Annotated in this window: 14 protein-coding genes; 4 read left to right on the top strand and 10 right to left on the bottom strand. The window is 57.2% G+C overall.

Annotated elements, in window-relative coordinates:
• Positions 1-64: 64 nt before the first annotated feature.
• Complete coding sequence (locus E1180_RS05570; protein WP_155190186.1) at positions 65-997, top strand: RpnC/YadD family protein; 933 nt, start codon at positions 65-67, stop codon at positions 995-997.
• 490 nt (positions 998-1487) lie between these two features.
• Here E1180_RS05570 and E1180_RS05575 read toward each other — a convergent pair whose 3' ends face one another.
• From E1180_RS05575 to E1180_RS05585, 3 genes are all read right to left on the bottom strand, one after another.
• The gene (locus tag E1180_RS05575; RefSeq protein ID WP_155190187.1) at positions 1488-2939 is read right to left on the bottom strand and encodes an argonaute/piwi family protein; all 1452 of its coding nucleotides are present in this window, start codon (positions 2937-2939) and stop codon (positions 1488-1490) included.
• On the bottom strand, positions 2939-4696 hold the full coding sequence (locus E1180_RS05580; RefSeq protein ID WP_155190188.1) for an SIR2 family protein: 1758 nt from the start codon (positions 4694-4696) through the stop codon (positions 2939-2941). Before E1180_RS05580 ends, E1180_RS05575 begins: the two co-directional genes overlap by 1 nt.
• 379 nt (positions 4697-5075) lie before the next feature.
• Positions 5076-8756, bottom strand: a complete 3681-nt coding sequence (locus tag E1180_RS05585) for a vitamin B12-dependent ribonucleotide reductase (RefSeq protein WP_155190189.1) — start codon at positions 8754-8756, stop codon at positions 5076-5078.
• 638 nt (positions 8757-9394) lie between these two features.
• On the opposite strand from E1180_RS05585, the gene E1180_RS05590 reads away from it, so the two are divergent.
• The gene (locus E1180_RS05590) at positions 9395-10120 is read left to right on the top strand and encodes a response regulator (protein ID WP_196220541.1); all 726 of its coding nucleotides are present in this window, start codon (positions 9395-9397) and stop codon (positions 10118-10120) included.
• Positions 10121-10366: 246 nt separating this feature from the next.
• Positions 10367-10753, top strand: coding sequence for an NADH:ubiquinone oxidoreductase subunit NDUFA12 (locus E1180_RS05595; RefSeq protein ID WP_155190190.1), 387 nt, complete (start codon positions 10367-10369; stop codon positions 10751-10753).
• 150 nt (positions 10754-10903) lie between these two features.
• Here the strand turns inward: E1180_RS05595 and E1180_RS05600 are convergent, their stop codons facing one another.
• The 6 genes from E1180_RS05600 to E1180_RS05625 form a co-directional block, all read right to left on the bottom strand.
• Positions 10904-12004, bottom strand: a complete 1101-nt coding sequence (locus E1180_RS05600; RefSeq protein WP_155190191.1) for an ArsO family NAD(P)H-dependent flavin-containing monooxygenase — start codon at positions 12002-12004, stop codon at positions 10904-10906.
• A gap of 174 nt (positions 12005-12178) precedes the next feature.
• Positions 12179-12856, bottom strand: a complete 678-nt coding sequence (gene aat, locus E1180_RS05605; RefSeq protein WP_155190192.1) for a leucyl/phenylalanyl-tRNA--protein transferase — start codon at positions 12854-12856, stop codon at positions 12179-12181.
• A 50-nt stretch (positions 12857-12906) separates the two neighbouring features.
• Positions 12907-14253 (bottom strand): acetyl-CoA carboxylase biotin carboxylase subunit, encoded by a 1347-nt coding sequence (gene accC / locus E1180_RS05610; protein WP_155190193.1) that lies wholly within the window; start codon positions 14251-14253, stop codon positions 12907-12909.
• 15 nt (positions 14254-14268) lie between these two features.
• On the bottom strand, positions 14269-14745 hold the full coding sequence (accB, locus tag E1180_RS05615) for an acetyl-CoA carboxylase biotin carboxyl carrier protein (RefSeq protein ID WP_155190194.1): 477 nt from the start codon (positions 14743-14745) through the stop codon (positions 14269-14271).
• 304 nt (positions 14746-15049) lie between these two features.
• Positions 15050-15835, bottom strand: a complete 786-nt coding sequence (locus tag E1180_RS05620; RefSeq protein WP_155190195.1) for a DsbA family protein — start codon at positions 15833-15835, stop codon at positions 15050-15052.
• Between the two features lie 50 nt (positions 15836-15885).
• Positions 15886-17259: a M48 family metalloprotease gene (locus tag E1180_RS05625; RefSeq protein WP_155190196.1), complete on the bottom strand. Its 1374-nt coding sequence runs from the start codon at positions 17257-17259 to the stop codon at positions 15886-15888.
• A 271-nt stretch (positions 17260-17530) separates the two neighbouring features.
• Between E1180_RS05625 and E1180_RS05630 the strand changes: the two genes are divergently transcribed.
• Entirely contained in the window at positions 17531-18694 is a 1164-nt protein-coding gene (locus E1180_RS05630; RefSeq protein ID WP_155190197.1) for a pyridoxal phosphate-dependent aminotransferase, read from the top strand.
• Positions 18695-18830: 136 nt separating this feature from the next.
• Here the strand turns inward: E1180_RS05630 and E1180_RS05635 are convergent, their stop codons facing one another.
• Positions 18831-21719 (bottom strand): Rne/Rng family ribonuclease, encoded by a 2889-nt coding sequence (locus E1180_RS05635; RefSeq protein ID WP_155190198.1) that lies wholly within the window; start codon positions 21717-21719, stop codon positions 18831-18833.
• Positions 21720-22219: the final 500 nt, after the last annotated feature.

The raw sequence follows: 22219 nt of genomic DNA on the forward strand, positions 1-22219 counted from the left end.
TGCGCATTTCGTCAAGCAAGTCAAGAAAATCTAAGTAAGTTGTAATTCTACTTGAGGTTTACTTGTGAACGATCGGAAGCGCAAAGAGAAGCAAAGTGTAACAGAGCGGAGGCCTATCGATGAGATTGTAAAGAAGCAGCTCAAGATGCATGGGGTTGCGGAGACTTTATTTAACACTCCGAAAGTAATTGGCTGGTTGGATGGAGAATTAAGGCCTCGCCGGGAGTATTATCTCACCGATATACTAGCCGAACTGGAGGGTGGCAATCTACTGCATATTGAACCTCAAACAGCCAACCTTAAGAACATGGACGCGCGCATGTTGGAGTATGGTGCGTTGGCGTTGGCTGCGCATGGCACCAATCGAAAAATTATTCAAATAGTTTATTACACAGGTGATGAACCACTGCCTGAGAAGCGATATGTTGAAAAAAAATCATATGGTTGTATTGGGCATCGGTATTATGTCGTTGATGCGGGGGCAGGAAACTCTGAAGAATTTCTCGCCCACGAGAACTTCCGGGCGGCATGCTTGGGGCTATTGCTTCGTGAGGTTCCCAATTTTCGTCAGTTTTCCGAAAAACTCATTCAAAGAGCAATTCATGAACTTGCTCCCAACGACTTAGCGCCGGCACTTGTTTCATGCGTTGGGATGGCTTCCATTCGAAGAAGGTCGGAGATTTTTATGGGAGAGATACCGATGGAAGTTCAACCTGAAGTCAGAGAAGATTCTTTGTTTCGGAAGGTACATGATGATGGGGTTAAAGAAGGTTCGGAAATCGAAAAACGTAGGTCAATCTTGCGGCTTTTGAAGCATCAAAATCGCTCCGAAGACCTTCCCAGTGAAATTGTTGAGTATGTCGAAAATTCTGAAGTCCAAAGTCTCGATTTGCTTTTTGAAGATGCCCTCGTGTGTTCTGATATCCTTGCCTTTGCAACTGATGCGGGTATCGAAATACGGGAATGCGATCTAGGTAATTCAAGTCCCAAGCCTTAGTGATCTCGTGTGTTCTGACACGAAGCTTTTGTTCGGCAGCAAGTCTCTTAGGCTGCTAACGAAGGACATGACACAACCGGTTTGTATCGGCGTTCCCAACGTGGTGTCGTACCCTCGACCTTGGCCTGGGTGTGACGAGAACTGCGTTCTATGGTTAGAGACGATCACGAGGGGTTACCGCACTGTTCGAGGTGCGTTGTTTTTCCCTTGCGACGCAACAGCTTAAAATATGCGTATCGGTGGCAAGCCATTAACCAGTTTTGATACGAGATCAGGGACTTCGTTGCAGGTAAAACCGCATGGAGAGTCGGAGATGGAAAAAGGCCGCACCATAATTTGGTTATTTCGGTTCAACGAAATTTTTCCGTACCCTGGATCACATCTGTTTGAGAGTACTCGGCTGGTTTCACAACGTGGTGCCTGTACGAAACGCTTAACGGCCGCTTCTAGTTTAGATTATCTGGTACGAATTGTACGCCGGAGTCGGAGCTTACATGAACAACCGATAGGGGTAGACGTTTCGCGGTAGGTCAGGGACATTCGCGATTGTACGGGCTAGTCTCTGCGAATAGCGGATGCTGACCGGCACCGGATCGTAGAGTGCGTCGTTGTTCCAATCCATCTTGGTTAGTGCCAATGCCTCGTGAGCGGTCAGTTCGAGGGGGCCACTGCCAGCATGACGGATTAGCTCCAGCGGTCGTGGAATGCTCTTTTTGCCTTGATAATAGTCGCCCTTGGTCGAGACACCCGGCGCGTTTCCTGCGACCCAGACCAGAGCAGAATTACCAGACCTAACCACCATGGTTCCACGTGGCACCGGATAGCCTGACGGCTTTGTAGGAGGGTTACGCACTCCTGACTCGATCAGCCAAACACCGCGCCAGCAGGAGGACGAACTTACCTCGACGCACTCGATCTCTGGGACGCCAGTCAGCGCATCGAATGCCCCTTCGATCTCGCTATTTTTAAAGGCTGTGGTCTTGTGGATGACCATCCTCTTCGGCAGATTGCCTCCGTTACGCCCTTGGTAAAGTTCCAAACTGCGTGCGAGCACGGCGCGCATGTCATCGCGGCTTAGGAATGGATTCCTACGCGCCTCAGCAAGGTCGGCAATAGGATCTTGAGCTTCGAACGCCACAAATTGCATGCCGCCGCCGTCCATATCGAACACCTGCGAGCAACACGTCACATAATGCGCATCCCGTTGGTCGCCACGCAGCGCATATGCCAGTCCTATGTACGCCGTGTCAGTGGGAACGCCCTTTAGCGGTGCAAGCTTCCACGGAGTGCCGGCGGCCTTAACATAGAGCGCGGTTGCAAGTCGCCACGCAAGAGAAGCCTTGTGCTTGAAGGTAAAAGCGCGATCATTCAAGACCTGAGTTGGAATCTTGAATCTGGCACCGAGCGCTTTGAGTGCGTCATGGGCGTCGAATAACTTGCTGCGCGTGGCCGGATTCCAACTGTCTGGGAAATGGACAAGTACGACGTCAAATTCGTTTCGCACAAGCTCTAGCTGTCGGAATGCTGCTTCCATGGCAAGGAAGAGCCGGGTTTGTGGATCGCCATCTCCGGCGAAGTCATAGATATTCTCAGGCCATTTGATGTGAGCATCACGTGGTGCCGAAACGAGCTCCACATGGTAGAGTTTCTCGAAACCCGGATATGGGGGGACATATTCGGACCTGTCAGAAGGTCGGTGCGTATTGCGTAGTGAAAGCATCAACTCACCGCGCCGTTTGAAAGCGCTCTCCGGACCTACGGTTGCGATCCTGACGCGAGAAGTAAAGCCGCCGAACGACCCTTTGGAATAAGGTCCGAATTTCGCAAGACCTCGAAGCGGATGGACATCAACCTGTGAAGAGTCCGAGGGCGAGAACGAAAGATCCGGTTCGTCCAACAAGGTGAATGGCGGAAGTTTCGTCAAAAGCGCCGGATTGCTCATCAATTGGTCCTGTCAAAATAGGCATGATGATGTCCTGGGCGACTCCAGCCCGTGACTGGGAAGACTCTAAACACCGCATCAATCCCTGTGCCCTCTTTTAGTCCAAAAGCTCGCGTGGTCCCGTCTTCGGTGTTGGTTAGAAGCTTCGCCCAAGCCGCGATTATTTGGGCCCAGTTTCGATTGTAACGTTGGGCCCACCGTTCCCGGCGCCAGTCACCGGCCGGATCACCGCCCGCGTAAGGACGAGCAGCCATCGGATCTCTGTTGGCGACTTCCGGTTGCGGCAGATATTCATCCTTTGTGACTTCTGGACGAGGGATATGCACAAAGGTGTAGGGTTCGAAACCGCACCACCAGCGGCCATCGATCAGGTCAAGTTTCAGGAGCAGGCCTTCCTGAAACGGGAGCCCGAGGCCGGGAACCTTGCCGGTAAGCTCGCAATTATAAGCGCTCCGAAGATTTGATAGCATCTTCGCGTCGCGGCGTGTCCTTTCCGGGTCATCCCCATCGCGCGGCGAAGCAATGACTACGGAATGTCCAGCGCGTTTAAAGCGCGGAATGAGTGGAATTCGCCGCGCTAAGCTTCTGACTAATACATCATAGATAAGACCCTTTGCCCAACTGTCTTGGGCCGGATTCAGTTCAATCTCACCACCGAGTGTCGCTCCGAACGAAGAAAGTGCATCGAGGATCTCCCGATCTTTGCCAAAGACGGCGAGCTCTCGTCCGAGCGCGGCGACGGTCGCCCTGACCCCTTTCTCCTTCAATAGCTCTCGTACAACGGGAGAGGTTGTGCTCTGCGAGAGTTTTATCCGCCGGGCAGCACTCGGCATTCCTTCGATCTGTAGAGAGGAACAGCGTAAAACAGGGAAAGCGCGGGCCTCAGCAGCAGGCAGCTGAACTGGCACCAAGCGTGGTGCAGGTCGCCCGGCCATCACCAGATCAAAGAGCGGTTGAGGCAGGTCAGTCGTTTTAGTGATGTCGGCGCTCAGTTCGTCAAAGGTCGCACACTCGACGACAGCTACGTCAACGCCGGCGAGCTGGGCCCGTTTCAGGAATTCAGACACAGAGGGCAGCAAGCGGGAGGCCGACGCGGTGAGCCAGTAAAGTCCATTCGGGAAAGGCGAAGGCGCATCAAGCACGGCGGTCAATGCTTCCATGATCGAGGCGTCGCGACCACTATAGCCGATAAATACCATCCCGAAACGCTTGCCGGCTTCCACCAAAACATGACGCATTCGGATGTCCTGCTGCTCTAACTCCGAACCCGTATTCTTGATCGAGGTCGACTGATAATCGCCATGAAGCTTGGCGATCATCGGCCAGTCGGATTCATTGAGGCAGCGCATGGCTCGATCGGCGGAGTCGAGCGCTGCCACTGTCGGACGTTTCTGATCGACGACAGGAAGGATTGCGTTTGCGGAAAGTGCTGCCTCTTCAATCAGCGGATCGAAGTTCGTCGTGAACACACAATCTACTTTGCCGGCGGCCATCAAGCTTCCCAGCACCTTGTGCCCAAAACAGGGCGTACCCTTGGAGATCGCATCGTTTATGTACTGCCGTCGATGCCGAGGTTGCGGGTATACCGCTTCGAAGGCCGCGGCATACTCCATTGGGTCACCGTCGGGGGGCAGGTGCGAAGTTTTTTTGAAGAATGCGTCAATCCTGTCGATCCAGATGGGATCGGCTGTATCGATCTCCCGCTTCGAAAGGTTCGTCTCGCGGCAAAAGATCTGAGCCTTGAAACCCCGGATCATGGCGTATCCGGTTGGAATGCCGGAAGCTGCCGATGCGCCGGCTCCGAGGAACCATGCAACAAGATTTGGCCTAAGTTCGAAGGCGGTTGCGAATTGAGAGGCGGTTATTGTCGGGACTGGGTTGATAACTGCGTTCCTTCAACCGACTTGCACGGAGAATATTACTCAGGGTTGCATAGCCCTGTAAAGTCGAACTGGCTGTTTCACACAGAAACGCTCTTAAGAACGGACATCGCAACCGACCGAAATCAACAGAATACTGAAAACCCGCCCGATCGTCTCCGATGGGCGGGTTTTGTGGCCCTAGGGCCGTATGAGCCATTTATTGGCCTAAATAGTCCATCCTATGCCGTCACGGACACGAACTCCCGGCTAAGTCTTAGCTACAGCCCGAAGTGCTGCCGCAGGTGTCGCATTTCAGGCAGGTGCCGTTGCGCACCATTGTAAAATTGCCGCATTCGGCGCAGCTTTCGCCTTCATAGCCTTTCATCCGGGCCTGGGCGATCTGCTGTGCCGCCGTCTTGACCTGCGGGGCAGGGGCCGTTTCCAAAGCCGCTGTGACCACGGCTTCCGTGCTGCGGGCAAAGGCCGTTGCAACAGCTGCCGTCTGGCCGCCAATCGTGCCTGCCAATTCGGCCTTCACGGCTTCGGTGATCTCACCCACGGGCTCATCCTTGCCGGAGACAAGACGGAAGCGTTCGGTCTGACCACGGACAAGGCCGTGAGACACCATGCCGTTGTCCTTCTTGTCTTTCATGGTGCCGGCTGACACCTTGTCGCCGCTGAAGACTTCCGGCGGGACGTGCGCCAGTTCGTGGCGGCCAAGATAGGAGACGGCAAGCTCGCGGAAAATATAGTCGAGGATCGACGTTGCGTTCTTGATCGCATCGTTGCCTTGGACCATGCCGGCCGGTTCGAACTTGGTGAAGGTGAACGCATCGACATATTCCTCGAGCGGCACACCATATTGCAGGCCAAGCGAGACGGAGATGGCGAAGTTGTTGATGAACGCGCGAAGGGCGGAGCCTTCCTTGTTCATGTCGATGAAGATTTCGCCCAGACGGCCATCTTCATATTCGCCCGTGCGCAAGAACACGGTATGCCCGCCAATCTTGGCCTTCTGCGTGTAGCCCTTGCGGCGGTGCGGCAGTTTTTCCTGCTCCCGCACGACGCGCTCGACAATCCGCTCGACAATGCGCTCGGCAACCACCTCGGCCTTGGCGGCCTGCGGCAGGGCGGCGACTTCCTCGGCCGCATCTTCCGCTTCGTCTTCGTCGTCGGACAGCAGCTGCGCATTGAGCGGCTGGCTGAGCTTGGAGCCGTCGCGGTAGAGTGCGTTGGCTTTCAATGCCAGCTTCCAGGACAGCATGTAGGCTTCCATGCAGTCTTCAACCGTCGCATCGTTCGGCATGTTGATCGTCTTGGAGATCGCACCGGAGATGAACGGCTGGGCCGCGGCCATCATGCGGATGTGGCTTTCCACGGACAAGAAACGCTTGCCGATGCGCCCACACGGGTTGGCACAGTCGAACACCGGATAGTGCTCTTCCTTCAAGAAGGGCGACCCTTCCAGCGTCATCGCGCCGCAGACATGGGTGTTTGCAGCTTCAATATCGGCCTTGGAGAAGCCGAGGAACGGAAGCAATTCGAATTCCGGATCTTCCAGCTGCTCGTCGGAGACGCCGAGCGCCTTCATCTGGTCATCACCGAGCGTCCAGCGGTTGAAGACGAACTTGATGTCGAAGGCCGACTTCATGCCGTCTTTCAGCTTGGCAAGGCTTTCGTCGGAAAACCCTTTGGTCTTGAGCGATGCCGGGTTGATGCCTGGTGCTTGGTCGATGGAGCCATGGCCGACGGCATAGGCTTCGATCTCGCCGATTTCACTCTCCTTGTAGCCAAGCTTGCGCAGGGCTTCGGGAACGGCCCGATTGATGATCTTGAAGTAGCCGCCGCCTGCAAGCTTCTTGAACTTCACGAGCGCGAAGTCCGGCTCAATACCCGTGGTGTCACAGTCCATCACCAGACCGATGGTGCCGGTCGGGGCAATCACGGTAGCCTGCGCATTGCGGTAACCGTTCTTTTCGCCGAGTTCCAGAGCACGGTCCCAGGCTTTCTTGGCACGGTCGATCAGGATCGGGTCCGGGCAGGACACGTGGTCAAGGGGAACCGGGTTGGTGTTCAGGCCCTCGTAGCCGACCGCCTCGCCGTGCGCTGCAAGGCGGTGGTTGCGGATGACCCGCAGCATATGCTTGGCGTTTTTCTTGTACCCCGGGAAGGATCCGAGTTCACCAGCCATCTCGGCGGATGTCGCGTAGGAGACGCCGGTCATGATGGCGGTGAGGGCGCCGCAGATCGCCCGGCCTTCGTCACTGTCGTACGGAATGCCCGAGGTCATCAGAAGGCCGCCGATATTGGCGTATCCCAAACCAAGCGTGCGGAACTTGTAGGACAGTTCGGCAATTTCCTTGGACGGGAACTGCGCCATCAGGACCGAGATTTCCAGGACAACGGTCCACAGACGGGTTGCGTGCTCGAAATTGTCGATCGCGACCGTTCCGTCTTCGTTGCGGAACTGCATCAGGTTCAACGAGGCCAGGTTACAGGCCGTGTCATCCAGGAACATGTATTCCGAACACGGATTGGATGCGCGGATTTCACCATCTGCCAGGCACGTATGCCAGTCGTTGATCGTGGTGTGGTACTGCAGGCCCGGATCTGCGGACGCCCAGGCGGCGTAACCGATCTGCTCCCAAAGTTCCTTTGCCTTGATGGTTTTCATGACGTCGCCGGTGCGGCGGGCTGTCAGGTCCCACGTGCCATCGTCGGTGACCGCGTTCAAGAAGCCGTCAGTGACACGGACAGAGTTGTTGGAGTTCTGGCCGGCGACAGTCAGATAGGCTTCTGAATCCCAGTCGGTGTTGTAGATCGGGAAGTCGATCTGGGTGAACCCCTGGCGTGCAAACTGGATCACGCGCTGAATGTAATTTTCCGGCACCATCATTTTTTTGGCGGCGCGGATCTCCCGCTTCAAGGCAGGGTTTTTGGCCGGATCGAAGCAATCGCCGTTATCGGCTTCGCAATTTACGCAGGCCTTCATGATCGCCGTCAGGTGCTTCTGGCAAATCTTGGAGCCGGTGACGAGAGCTGCAACCTTCTGCTCTTCCTTCACCTTCCAGGTAATGTATTCCTCGATATCGGGATGGTCGACGTCAACGACGACCATCTTGGCTGCGCGGCGGGTCGTGCCGCCGGACTTGATCGCCCCGGCTGCCCGGTCGCCAATTTTCAAAAAGCTCATCAGGCCCGAGGACTTACCGCCGCCGGACAGTTTTTCTCCTTCAGAGCGCACATGGGAGAAATTCGAGCCGGTGCCGGAGCCATATTTGAACAGGCGCGCTTCGCGGACCCAAAGATCCATGATGCCGCCGTCATTGACCAGATCATCCTGAACGGACTGGATGAAGCAGGCATGCGGCTGCGGATGTTCGTAGGCTGTCTTGGACTTGGTCAGCTTGCCGGTCTGGAAGTCGACATAGTAGTGGCCCTGGCTCGGACCATCGATGCCGTATGCCCAGTGAAGACCGGTGTTGAACCACTGCGGGGAATTCGGGGCGACCTTCTGGGTCGCGAGCATATAGCGCAGTTCGTCAAAGAATGCGTGGGCGTCTGCCTCCGAATCGAAGTAGCCGCCTTTCCAGCCCCAATAGGTCCACGTGCCGGCAAGGCGGTCAAACACCTGCCGTCCGTCGATCTCAGAGCCGTAGCGGTCTTCTTCCGGCAGCTTTGCGAGGGCTTTCTCATCGGCTTCCCGGCGCCAGAGCCAGGACGGAACGGTGTTCTCTTCAACTGGCTTCAGTTTCGCGGGAACCCCGGCCTTGCGGAAATATTTCTGCGCCAGAATGTCGGATGCGACCTGGCTGAATTGGGCTGGTACCTGAATGTCTTCCAGCCGGAATACGATTGACCCGTCCGGGTTCCGGATTTCGCTTGTTGCTGTCCGAAACTCAATGTCGGCGTAAGGCGATTGGCCTTCCTTGGTGTAGCGCCGCTCGATCCGCATTTTCTCAAGTCCCCTTAAATCCCCAACCGGTTTCCCCGAACCGGCAGTCGTTGCCGCATGTCACCCAAAGTGGCGTATGGCCCGCCTCGTCCCTGGATGCCGATCCTGTATGTCACAGCTACATATGCTGCATCTAGCGCTTAGTATCCCTTGATCCACTATATATAGTGTTAATCAACAGCTTTGTCACGACATGTAGTCCGAACCCGGCACGCGAAAACCGGCGACCGGCCTGTAAAAGTACATGCCGGATCAGATACTCGGTTACTTATGTTTCGGATGATCAGAGTGCCCGGGAGAGCCTCCGACTACGCACATCGCAATGGTTAGGAAACTAAAGTAAATGAATTCTTAAGGTCAAGCGCTGTGTGACAACAGCTAGTGCCCAACTGGCGGCCAAGCGCAAAATATTGTGTGTCTGTGTGGATATCGGGGAGCGGCCCGGCAACACCGCCAGCGGCGGAATTTGGCGCTTGCTTTCGCGGCTCAGCATATGGCGGCGAGCAGCCTTTCGAACCCTGTGGATGATATTAGATCAAATTTTATGAAAGTTTGACGAAAATCGAGGACCTGCATTTCAAGCGGGTTTAAGGCGGGCCTGTTTTACTGCGGGTGTGACAGGGAAAGGGTCCGCCCACATGAAGCATCACGCCGCTTTCGGCCTCGCAATGGAAGACATTGATGCTGTCGTCGTAGAAGACAGCAAGCCGATGCAGACGATCCTGAGATCGATTCTGCTCAGTTTTAAAGTCGCCCGTGTGCGGGTCTTCGATTCGGTTGATGACGCATTGGAGGCGAGCCTGGCAGAGCCGCCGAATGTGATTCTCACCGATTGGCGGATGGCGCCGACCTCCGGCTACCAGTTCCTGCGTCTTGTGCGCCACCGGCACATGGAACCGCTGTGTTATGTGCCGATTCTCTTCATCACGGCCCATGGCACCCGTCCGCTGGTGGACAAGGCGCTGAGGGCAGGCGCTCACCATGTTCTGGTCAAACCGGTGTCTCCGTCGACATTGTTCAAACGGCTCCGCTGGCTGTTGAACGATGACCGGCCGATGATTCTGGAGCATTCCGGATTCTACAACATCTATGGCATTCAAAAGACCATGGATGTTCAGGCAGAGAAAATGCAGTCGCTTGCGGGGGCGCGGGCGTTGCATCACCAGGCCCTACAAAAACGAGCAGAACTCGAGGGGGCCGTTGAGGCGGCATTCGACAAGAAACCGGAACCGGAAAGACCGGACCGGTTTGCGCGGCGGAAGCTGGACAAGGACGGGTTTGCGCCGGCGAAAAAACAGTCAGCGGCGGCGCGCCACATCCGGAACGCGGGCTTTGCGGCGGTAAAGGGCGTAAAACTCAACTAAGCCGGATGCCTTTGACTTGCTGAGTTGTGCTGAGCTCGGGAGCTGGAAAACCTCAGAGTATCAGAGCAAACTGGTGAGGGATTGCCCTTTGGATGAAGGGGCGGCTGGGCTTTGTTTTGAAATTTATCCGCCTGCGGCGGTGCGGCACTGGACAGTAACGCTCGTTGCCGCCATATTCCGGCGAAATCGGGCGCTGGCGATTGGCGTCCCGCATCGGACGCGAAACCAAAGGACCTGTTCGGGGCCATGAAAACGTTTCTTCTTCAGTTTTTCACCTGGTGGAATGGCCAAACGCTTGGCACGCGCTTTTTCACATGGCGCAAGGGCGAGTTCGTCGGTGAGGATGAATTCGGCAACACCTACTATAAGGAACGTGCCGGAAAGAAACGCTGGGTGATCTATAATGGTTTGGCGGAAGCCTCGACAATTCCGCCGGGTTGGCACGGCTGGATGCACCACCGGGTTGATACCCCGCCGTCGGATGAAACCTACCACGCAAAGCATTGGCAGCAGCCCCACCGGGAAAACAAGACCGGGACAGCCGAAGCCTACCGTCCCGATGGTTCGATCCTGACACCGGAAAAGCGGCCGGAAGTCACCGGTGATTATCAGGCCTGGACACCCGGACAGTAGGTCAAGCAGGCTATCAAGGTCCAAGAGCCGGTGAGGACACGTCCTTGCCGGTTTTTTTATGGACTGGACCGCCCGGCGGTAAATCGGGATCGATATGCCGTCTAAGTCTTATCGATTGTGGGGTGGTCCAATCTCTTATGGCATTTCCTGCTAAACGCCCGATACTTTGGCCTCAAGAAACGCCACAAGGCGCGGGACGAGACTTCGAGAGACCCGCGACGAGCCGATCAACGTCGCCGACGCTGCGCCGGTCCAGTTGCCGTATCCGGCAAGCCATAGCCGTGGTTCGCCGGCCGATTGGTTGTCAATCACCTCCACCTTGCCATTTTGCCCGACAATGCCGAGGGGTTTTAGATGATCTGTGGCGGGGCGGAAACCGGTGCACCAGATAATGGTATCAACCGGTTCGTGGCGCCCGTCTGGCCAGACAACACCGTCGCTAGTCATCTCCAGAAAGGGACGTTCACTGGTCAGGTCGCCGCGATCCCGGGCCGCCCTCACCGGTGGAACCATCACGATATCGCCAAACCCGGACTGGGTGGACGCGCCGTTGCCGGTGACTTTCGCTGTTGCGCGTTCGAACAGGGCATGTCCGTCGACATCATCTGGCAAAAATTCGGGCGGGTCTATGGTGACCCAAGTGGAATGCGCCACTTCGCTGAGCTCTGCCTGGATTTGCGCGCCAGAATTTCCTCCGCCAACCACAAGCACTCTTTGTCCGGCAAACGCGCCCGGGCCTTGGTAATGCGCTGAATGCACCTGGTGGCCGTGAAAGGACAGTCTTCCAGTATAATCCGGGACGAAGGGCGCACTCCATGTGCCGGTGGCACTGACCACCGCTCGCGCCAGCTTCGTGCGGCCATCTGACAGTTTAAGGCGAAGGCACGTGCCGGTGCTTTCCACCGCCCGCACGCGAACCGGCCGCTCTACCGGTATGGCGTAGCGTGCTTCGTAACGGGCCAGATAGTCTATGACTTCCTCGCGCGAGGGAAAGGCTTTTCCTGCGCTGGGCGGCATTGGCCAGCCGGGGAGGGAGCTGTAGACAGCCGGTGAAAACAGCCGGAGCGATTGCCAGCCATGCCGCCATGCCGCCCCCGGACCGTCCTCCGAATCATAAATCACATAGGACAGATCTGAGCGGCGAAGATAGTAGGCAAGGGCCAGCGCTGCTTGGCCTCCGCCAATGATCACAAGATCATAATCTGCCTTTGTTGGAGAACCGCCGTCACTCAATTCAATGGATATCGACATTGTATGCCCTTTGAAAATCGTCTTGGCAGCTCATACAGGAAAGCATCTTACCTGCGCATGCCCGGTAGATTAAATGGATGGTGTGCGAAATCGAAGGGCTGAATATCCACTAGAAAGCTGCGCGCCAGAAGTACGAACTTGTCACGGTTACCTCCGTGGAAAGGCCTGCACCCGTTACTTCTTCCAGCTATCCAGCACCTGAAGGACCTCTTGCCCGCAGGCTTGCGGCGAAAGGGCGTAAAAATCGGTTTCCTGTTGCAGGGCATTGGCCAAACGCGCATTGTAGTCCGACTGGGAGATTTCCTGCGTGCCGAATTTACTCAGGTGATCGGTTACAAACTGCGTATCGAGCAGTGTGTACCCGCCAATGATCAGCCGCGCCACCAGATGGGCCAGACACACTTTCGAGGCGTCTGTTTTGAAGGTGAACATGCTCTCGCCGAAAAACGCGCCATTCAAACTGACGCCGTAAAGGCCGCCCACCAGTTCGCCATCCTGCCAGGCTTCTATTGTGTGGCAGTAGCCCATTTCAAAAAGTTCGCCATAAAGACGGCGTATCTCCCGGTTGATCCAGGTCTTCTGGCGGCCGGGCATGGGCTCCGCACACCCGTCGATCACCGCCTGGAAATCCGTACTGACACGGACTTCGAAAACATCATTGCGGATGGTCCGTCTGAGACGTCGCGGCAAATGGAAACTGTCGAGGGGAAGGATGCCGCGATGTTCCGGTTCAAGCCAGAATAGCCCCGGATCATCTGCGGATTCCGCCATTGGAAACAGGCCGCAGGCATAAGCTTTCAAAAGCACCTGCGGCGTGATTTCCATGACGATGTCGTCTTTGTATCCAGCCATGAGGCCTCACTTTCCGGATGGGAGGGCGTTAATCCCTCCCGTGCGTCCGGTCAGCTCGACTTCTCCGCCAGATATTTTTCCAGCCAGTGAATGTCATACTGACCGTTTGCGATTTCCTGATTGTCCACCAAATCACGGAAAAGCGGAATAGTCGACTTGATCTCGTCAACCACAAACTCATCCAGGCAACGGCGCAAGCGCATCATGCATTCAACACGATTACGTCCGTGGACAATAAGCTTGCCGATCAGGCTGTCGTAATAAGGCGGGATTTTGTAGCCTTGGTAGACACCTGAATCGACCCGCACACCAAGTCCGCCCGGCGGGTGGTAGTAGGTGATTGTACCCGGTGACGGCGTGAAGTTGACCGGATCCTCGGCATTGATCCGGCATTCGATCGCATGACCGTCGAACTTGATGTCGTCCTGCGTCATGTCGAGGTCGCCGCCCGCGGCAATCCGGATCTGTTCGTTCACAAGATCGATCCCGGTGATCATTTCGGTGACCGGGTGCTCAACCTGCAAACGCGTATTCATCTCAATGAAATAGAACTCGCCGTTTTCATACAGGAACTCCACGGTCCCGACGCCCCGGTATTTCAGCTTGCGCATGGCATTGGCGACAATCTCACCAATCTCGCTGCGCTGGGCCGCGTTCAGGCTTGGGGAAGGGGCCTCTTCCAGAACCTTCTGGTGGCGGCGCTGCAGCGAACAGTCGCGTTCACCCAAATGAACGGCGTTGCCTTTGCCATCGCCCAGAACCTGGATCTCGATATGCCGGGGCTTTCCGAGATACTTTTCCATGTAAAGGGCATCGTCGCCGAATGCAGCCGCCGCTTCCGAGCGCGCCGTTGACAGGGCAGTGTCGAGCTCAGCCTCGGTTTTGGCCACTTTCATGCCGCGGCCACCACCGCCCGCTGCGGCCTTCACAAGGACCGGATAGCCGATTTCACGTGCGATTGCATGGGCATCATCGGCAGCTGTGACCGCGCCGTCAGATCCGGGAACCACAGGGATTCCAAGGTCCTTGGCCGTCTGTTTGGCCTGGATCTTGTCGCCCATGATCCGGATGTGTTCCGCGGTCGGACCGATGAATTCGATGTTATGCGCTTCCAGGATTTCCGCAAACCTTGCGTTCTCCGACAGGAAGCCGTAGCCGGGGTGAACCGCATCCGCGCCTGTGATTTCACACGCCGCCAGCAGGTTCGGGATATTCAGATAACTGTCCCTGGCTGCGGGCGGGCCGATACAAACACTCTCATCGGCCAGGCGGACATGCATGGCGTTGGCATCTGCCGTGGAATGGACCGCGACTGTGGAAATGCCCAGTTCCTTGCACGCGCGCAGGATACGCAGAGCGATCTCGCCGCGATTGGCAATAAGGATTTTGGAAAACATGGCCGTAGCGGCTCCTTATTCGACGATGATGAGGGGTTCGCCGAATTCCACCGGCTGTGCGTCGTCGACGAGGATCTGCTTGACGGTGCCGGATTTTGTCGCCGGGATGTGGTTCATCGTCTTCATGGCTTCGATGATCAGGATTGTCTGGCCTTCGCTGACCTTGTCGCCCACCTGAATGAAGACAGCTGCGCCAGGTTCTGGCGCAAGATAGGCGGTGCCGACCATCGGAGATGTGATTGTGCCGGGATGGGCGGCGTTGTCGGCTGCGGCTGGCGCGGCGGCTGCCGGAGCTGCCGCGGCAGCTGGTGCAGGCGCTGCTGCCGGCTGAGCCGCTGCAAAGTTCACAGGCGCGTTGATCGACAACTGACGCGCAACACGAATGCGCGTTTCGCCCTGTTCAAGTTCAATCTCGGAAAGGTTCGTCTCATCCAGGAGGACGGCGAGATCGCGGATCAGGGCCGTGTCGAAATTCTTGTTATCTTTACGCATATCTTTTGGCTCTCACACTAGGACCGCAATTGGCACAGAGGTTTTGCCAGGATCCGGTCGCACCGCTCCGCGCCCGCCGGGCACGGGGTATTCCCGTTTCCAAAATGAACATCTGATGGAACGATTGCCGATCAAATGTCCGGCCTGTACTGCGCCGTTTGCTCCGCTGATTGGATTAGCGGATAGATCTTTGTCCCCGGGCCGTAACGGAACCGGAGTAGCCCCCTTATAGGCAACCTGGCGGAGTTGGAAAACCCCCGATTTTTCATTGTATTTACAGAAAAGGGTTTTCCAACAGGCTTGATCAGCAGGTGGTTTCGCCGCAATTCGCCTCGGCATCCACCAAGGCCTGCAGCTGGTCGTATCCGACCGCACCGGGAACAATGGCCTCGCCGACGACATAGGCAGGCGTCCCGTTGAGCCCGAGGCTTTGCGCCAGTGCGCCAACTTCCTCAAACGTCCTTTGCGCTTCATCCGTTTGCATGGCAGCCATCAGGTCATCCTCGTTGACCCCTGCCGCAAGAGCTGCCTGCATGGCACTGTCCTGATTGGCAACACCGCGCCCCAGCAGAAGGGTCTCATGAAACTGGAGATACTTGTCCGGCGCAACCGAGTTGACGGCAACCGCCACGGTCGCGGCTGCCTGGGATTCGGGGCCGAGGATCGGGAACTCCTTCAAGACCACGCGAAGGTCGGGATTGGCCTCAATCAGTCTGACCATGTCGCCATAGGCCCGTTTGCAGTAACCGCAATTGTAGTCGAAGAATTCAACAACGGTTACGGAGCCTTCCGGGTTTCCAAGGACGACCTGACGGGTGGAGTCAAACAGAACGCCGGCATTGCTGGTCAGCGCTTCCCGGCGGGCCAGTTCCTGCGCCTCGTCCTGACGGCGCTGCAACTCATTCAGCGCTTCCATGATGACTTCCGGGTTTTCCAAAAGGTACTCGCGAACGATCTCGCCAACCTCATCCTTGTTGAGGTCCTGGGCGGACGCCGGATTGAAGCTGCTGGTTGCTGCCAGGAAAACGGCTGTTGCAGCAAACAGCGCGGACCGTAGTCCACATTTGAATTGGCGGGAAATGCTGGTCATATGGGGCTCCTCATGCAACTGCCTTCATGCGTTGCAATGGTCATCACGCTTTATCCGCGTCTTTGCAAATTCGGTGGTTTGTACGACACAATGTCGTCGGCTTGAAGCCAAGCGGGCGTTCCTCGCTTCAAACTTTGTTGAGCACGGGCGGCGTAGCGCTTTGCGGCTTCGAAATCCCCGCGGACCATAAGGCTTTTGGCGGTTGCCAGGTCAGCCTCCGCACGCTCGCCCTGGCGGCCATGTGCGATTGCGAGCTGGGCATAGGCCACACCGGAATTCGGGTCGCGTTGGATCGCCCGTTTCAAAATGCGTTCCGCCTCGGGCAAATAGGCAGGATTGTTCGCGCCGACCAGCGCGTATCCGAGCCAAACAAGGAACTGAGGCTCATTCGGCTTGAAGGACAGTGCTTTCCTGAAGGGGGCAATGGCGCCGCGGGGATCGCCGCCTTCCAGAAGAGCCTGGCCCTTCAGTTCGTAATAGTAGGGATTGTTGGGCTGAGTCCGGATCAGGGCGTCAATTTCCTTGACGGCTGCCTTGCCCCGGCTTTGCATGGCGGCGATTGCACGGGCGTATTGGGCGGCAGGACTTTTGTCACTGCGCGGATAGGCACGAAGGGTCGCGGATGGGTGGCTTGTAAAGGCAAACAGCTTCGCCCTGGCAAGGTCATGGCGGTACTGGAGAACATAGTCCTCCGGTTTGTCGAAATATTTCGACGATTGAGCATCGCGCACCAAGCCGTTGAAGCGTTCCTGGGCCATGGGGTGGCTCTGCGCGTAGGGATCAGCAAAGCGCCGCGAGAACATCTGCTGTTCGGACATCCGCTGGAATGTCTTCAGAAGACCACGTGGGCTTTGGCCTGTTGCGTTCAGATATCTCAGAGCAGCCCGGTCCGCCGCCGCTTCTTCGCCGCGCTGATAGGACAAAAGGGAGCGTTGGCCGACCGAACCAGCGCCCAGGGCAGCAGCAGCGCCGCCCGAGGCAGCACTGCCGGAACCGGCTGCGGCACCTGCGGTTGCAGCACCTGCGCCCAGGATCATCCCGATCACCGAGATGATCTGTGCATTGGCCGCCGCCGAGCGCAGCCGGACGAGGTGGCGGCCCGCAATGTGCCCGGTTTCATGGGCAATAACACCAATCACTTCGCCGGGCGTCTCCGACTCCATGATGACGCCGATATTGATGAACATGCGGCGGGAATCAGGAACGAACGCGTTAAAGCTCTTGTCGTTGACGAGAATGATCTGGGGCTCGGCATTGGCAATTCCGGCCGCTTTGAAGATGGGCGTCGCGTAATCGCGCAATAGGTCTTCGATTTCGGCATCCCGGACCAGCGGAAGTTTGCCCCTTTGCGCGGATGCAGGCGTGAGCGTAACCGGAAGCGCAACCGCTGCAGCTGCAACTGTGCAGATTGCTTTGCGCACCATGGAGGACGCGGTGCTGCGTAAAGAGTGTATTGAACTCAGGGGTGTACTGGGCACGATACGGTAGTCTCCAACCGGTTCGGTTTTGGTGTCGGGCTTTGCAAGCTGCCTGATCAATAAAGTGTGGCGAGGGTATGGAGCGGATGCCGACTGGTCAAGAATTGCAGAATGACATTTTGGACATCTTCAATTCTCCCATTGGCAGCCGGTGGGATTGCGCGCCTGCAAACATACGCGATAGGTAAGGCACATCAGTCTCAAAGAAAGATCCCTCATGCCGTCTTCTGCGTTTTCCCCATCCCGCCGGAGTGATGTTGCCCCTTTCATTGCTATGGATGTCTTGAGCGAGGCGGCAAAGCTTGAGGCTGATGGCCGGTCCATCATTCATATGGAGGTGGGGCAGCCATCTGCCCCTGCGCCGAAAACAGCAAGGGCGGCGGCGGAAGCGGCGTTGGCGCATGGGCGTCTGGGGTATACGGAAGCCCTTGGCCTCAAGACGCTCCGGGCGGCATTGGCGTCGCACTACCAGCGCCTTTATGGGATCAGCGTATCCCCCGATCGGATCATGGCCACTACCGGTTCGTCGGCAGGGTTCAACCTTGCTTTCCTGTCCGCATTCGATCCGGGCGACAGAATTGTACTGACGGCGCCGGGATATCCGGCCTATCGCAACATCATCAAGGCCCTTGGGTTGATACCGGTCGAAGTGCCGGTGGACGAGAGCACGCGCTGGTGCCTGACGCCCGATCACCTTCTGGAGGTTCAGAAGGAAGGGCCGGTCAAGGGCGTCCTCGTGGCAAGTCCGGCGAACCCAACCGGGACGATGATGCCGGCCGATACTTTGGAAAACCTGATCCGATACTGCGACGAAGAGCGGATCTGGTTCGTTTCCGATGAGATCTACCATGGGCTGGACTATGACGGAGAGCAGAAGACGGCTCTGGAGACCTCCCAAAACACGATCATCATCAATAGCTTCTCAAAATATTATTGCATGACGGGCTGGCGAATCGGATGGATGGTCCTGCCAGAGCAGCTGGTTCGGCCGACAGAACGGATCGCGCAGAGCCTTTATATCTCACCGCCCGAGATATCGCAGATTGCGGCAACCGCCGCTCTGGATGCGGTGCAAGAACTGGAATCGGTGAAAGCCGGGTATGCCGCAAACCGCGACCTGCTTCTCACAGCGTTGCCGGCAATCGGGTTTGATCGGCTGCTTCCGGTGGACGGGGCATTCTACATCTACGCGGACGTGAGTGCGTTCACATCCGACAGTCTTGAATTCACGAAGCGCATGTTGCACGAGGCCGGGGTTGCGGCGACGCCCGGCGTCGACTTCGACCCGGTTGCAGGCCATCACTTCATGCGCTTTTCCTTTGCCGGGGCGCACCCGGATATGAAAGAGGCGGTCAACCGGCTCTCTGCCTGGGTGAGCTGAGGTGTGTCTGAGAACCACCGACTTTGCAAAGCTTTATTTGGATCGGTCAGTACTCTGATTGCGTGAGCTTCAAGTTTCAGAACGGCCATAAAAAAGGCGGCCAATTGGCCGCCTTTTCTTATTCACGTTTCAGCTTTCAAAAGAACGAGCGGCCGCGTTGCCACCATCCGCCCCGTTTCGGCTTGTCTTCCGAGGCACCTGTCGCTGTTTCGCTTGTCACAACTGGTTCGGCGGGAGCCGAAGGTTTCTGCGGCTCGGCAGGCTCTTCATCTGCAGCTGGTTGATCTGCGTCTGTGCTTCCGGCCCTGGATTCAGCTTCGGAACTGTCCGCACTAACCTCTTCTGCAACCGACGTTTCGTCTGCTGCACCATTTTGTGGCGCAGCGTTACTGCTCGCGGTCGTTTCCGCGCCATTCACATGGCCGGCATCCGTAGACTGGTCATCTAGGTCAGGAGCGGCGTCGCCTGTTCCGGTAGTGCCGTCGCTGTCTGTTGCGTCTGCCGCGGCTTCTGCCGGTGCATTGGCATCGTTTGTCTCAGCAGGGGACCCGTCGTCGTCCGATGCAGCGTTTTGATCAGAATCCTCGGCTCCGTCGTCTTCGCTGCCGTCTTCAGCCTGGAACTCAGCACCTTCACCACCACGGCGTCCGCGGCGTCCGCCGCGGCGTCCACGGCGCCGTTTGCGGCGCGGTTCATCATCGCCATCTTCCTGGTCATCCGACCGGGCATCCTGCTGATCTTCGTCGCTGTCCTCAGACGCTGCGCTTTCAGCACCAGCCTGCCGGTCATCACCATCTTGCTGGTTATCCGAACCGCCCCGGCGGCGCTTTCTGCGCCGGCGGCGTCTGCGGTCACGGTCACCATCGCCGTCATCGTCGTTGTCGGCCTGAATCTCGTCTTCGATGACCGGCTGATCGGGTTCTTCATCAATGATATCGACAATATCCGGCTGCACGGCGGCAACCGGCTGCGGAAAGCGCTCGCGATCAATCGGGGCGCCGCGTTCCAGCACATACAGTTGACCGTTGACCATTTCGCCTGCCTGCACCTCGATGCCGACGGCAAACCGTGTTTCGAGATCAAACAGGTTGGAGCGCTTGATGTTGAGGATGTAAAGCGCGACTTCAGCCGTCGTGCGAACAATCAGATCGTGGGTCGCACCTTTAAGCAGGTTGTCCTCGATGGACCGCAGGACATGGAGCGCGACTGACTCAACCGACCGGATCATGCCGGTGCCCTGGCAATGCGGGCAAGGGGTCGTGGAGCTTTCCAGAACACCGGTACGGATGCGCTGGCGGGACATTTCCAGCAGGCCGAAATGGGAAATCCGGCCGACCTGGATGCGGGCCCGGTCCGTCTTCAGACAGTCTTTCAACTTGCGTTCGACAGCACGGTTGTTCTTCGACTCCTCCATATCGATGAAGTCGATGACGATCAGCCCGGCAAGGTCCCGTAGGCGCAATTGGCGGGTAACTTCTTCGGCTGCCTCCAGGTTGGTCTGAAGGGCGGTATCCTCAATGTTGTGCTCACGGGTGGACTTGCCGGAGTTCACATCAATTGAAACCAAAGCCTCTGTTTGGTTGATAACAATGTAACCGCCGGATTTCAGCGTGACATGAGGCGAGAACATCGCATCCAGCTGCGGCTCGACCCCGTAGCGGATGAAGAGAGGTGAGGGGTCCCGATACGGTTGGACATTCTTCGCATGGCTCGGCATGAGCATGCGCATGAAGTCCTTGGCTTCCCGGTAGCCTTCATCGCCCGAGACAAGAACCTCGCTGATGTCCTTGTTGTAAAGATCCCGGATCGACCTTTTGACGAGACTGCCTTCCTCATAAACGAGGCTGGGTGCACTCGACTGCAAGGTGAGTTCACGCACGTTTTCCCAAAGGCGCATCAAATATTCGAAATCGCGTTTGATTTCGGCCTTGGTCCGGCTGGCGCCTGCTGTCCGCAAGATAACACCCATGCCCTCCGGAACATCCAGTTCCGAGGCAATCGTCTTCAAGCGTTTCCGGTCGGTCGGCTGGGTGATTTTGCGGGAGATACCGCCGCCGCGCGCCGTGTTCGGCATCAGAACGGAATAGCGGCCGGCAAGGGACAGGTAAGTCGTGAGAGCTGCGCCCTTATTGCCCCGCTCTTCCTTGACAACCTGAACCAAGATGATCTGGCGGCGTTTGATGACTTCCTGGATTTTATATTGCTTGCGGACCGGAGCCGGACGTTCCGGAAGTTCTTCGAGAGCATCTTCCGCGCCGACGGATTCCACGGCGCCGTCTTCGTCCTCAAGATCGTCTTCGTCGATATCATCGGACTTCTGGCGCCGGCGGCGGCCACGGGTTGCGCGCGGGCGGCGCCTGTTGGACCCTTTAGTCTCGCTGTCGTCTTCAGTCTCGGCGTCGCCATCATTCTCAGCGTCTGCATCGCTGTCGGCTTCATTATCTGATTCGGTTTCAGATGTATCCTCACCGTCCGGCGCGGGGGCTTTGGCACTTAGCTCGCCGGTGGTGTCCGCACCGTCACCAGATGCCTGGCTTTCGTCATTGGCAGCGTCTGCCTCGCCCGGCTGGTCCGCCTGGTCAGAAGTTTCAGCATCTGCCGTCTGATTTTCAGGGGCGCCGTCTTCTGACGGCTCGACTGCTTCACTGACGACCGCGTCAGCGGATTCATTGCGCGCCGCACGTGTCCGGCGGCGCCGCTTCGGCTTCTCTTCCGTTTCCGCGTCATCGCGTTGGCGCTCCGCCGCTTCGGCGGCCAGAAGTGCTTCACGATCCGCAACGGGGATCTGATAATAGTCCGGATGAATTTCGCTGAATGCAAGGAACCCATGGCGGTTTCCGCCATATTCCACGAAAGCGGCCTGAAGTGACGGCTCGACCCGTGTTACTTTCGCAAGATAGATATTCCCGCGTAGCTGCTTTCTATTCGCTGCCTCAAAATCGAATTCTTCAACCCGATTGCCACGTACGACGACGACCCGGGTCTCTTCCGGGTGGCCCGCGTCGATGAGCATCTTGTTTGCCATTATTGAACGTCTCCACGGCAGCACTGCTGGGCGCGTATCCAAAACGCGCGCCGCCCGAAAGGAGGATAGCTGCCGTATTTGTTTTGCTGAGATGAGAAAGGGCGTCTGCGCCCTGCGCGGTCGGATGATCAACGCAAGCGGCCGCCGGAGCGGGGGCTTGTGTCTGTGTGATCACCATGTGCATCGCGCGGGTCCTTCGGGGCAACGCAGGCCCTTGGAGTTAAGTCTTTGTTTCTTCGCTCGGAGACAAAAAAGACGGCGGTAGCCAGTGCCTTGTGCCTCCAGTGGCGGTTCCATTCATGTGCCGGTGCGAGCCCCGCAAACAGTCTGCCATCTGGAATGAAGGGCATAGGCGGGGCGGGCAGGGTCCGAGCAGCACTGATACCGTATCCAATCATGTCCCCGACCGGTTAAGCTGCTTGAAGGACGGCCTCTGTCCCAGCAATCCGGCCCCAAGAACCCGATGACATTGTGGATATGTAGTCCATCATGCCACCTTG

This window comes from Roseibium denhamense (assembly GCF_009711415.1).
In the GTDB taxonomy this organism is placed as follows: Bacteria; Pseudomonadota; Alphaproteobacteria; order Rhizobiales; family Stappiaceae; genus Roseibium; species Roseibium denhamense.